Origin of the sequence: Streptomyces hilarionis, from assembly GCF_024539675.1 — a bacterium.
GTDB lineage: Bacteria > Actinomycetota > Actinomycetes > Streptomycetales > Streptomycetaceae > Streptomyces > Streptomyces hilarionis.
In genome coordinates this window covers 1-270 of sequence record NZ_JAHHIT010000727.1, presented here as the reverse complement: position 1 = coordinate 270, position 270 = coordinate 1, and the positions used below count along the sequence as shown (strand labels likewise).

Below are 270 nucleotides of genomic sequence, written 5' to 3'. Positions count from 1 at the left end.
CCCAACCTCAGCTCCAAGATCGCCTTGGACAATCTAGTGCTAATGAACGGTCGCAAAGCTTATTCGCTCGGGAAGCAGCACACGAAGCTGGATGAAGGAGACTATCGCTTCCTAGCCCGTTTCCTGGACGTGACCAAGGCGAACTTGTTCTTCGCACGTGGGGTGCTCATCGTCGAGGGCGATGCTGAAGCCATCCTGTTGCCGGCGCTAGCGAGGCTGCTCGAAAAAGACTTAACCCGCCATGGGGTATCAGTCGTAAATGTAGGGGGC

1 protein-coding gene is annotated in these 270 nt (G+C 55.9%); it reads left to right on the top strand.

Annotation, left to right across the window (positions count from 1 at the left end; translation table 11 throughout):
- Positions 1-42: 42 nt before the first annotated feature.
- Positions 43-270: TOPRIM nucleotidyl transferase/hydrolase domain-containing protein (locus KMS84_RS44570; protein ID WP_256921594.1), on the top strand; the 228-nt coding region annotated here is incomplete at its 3' end.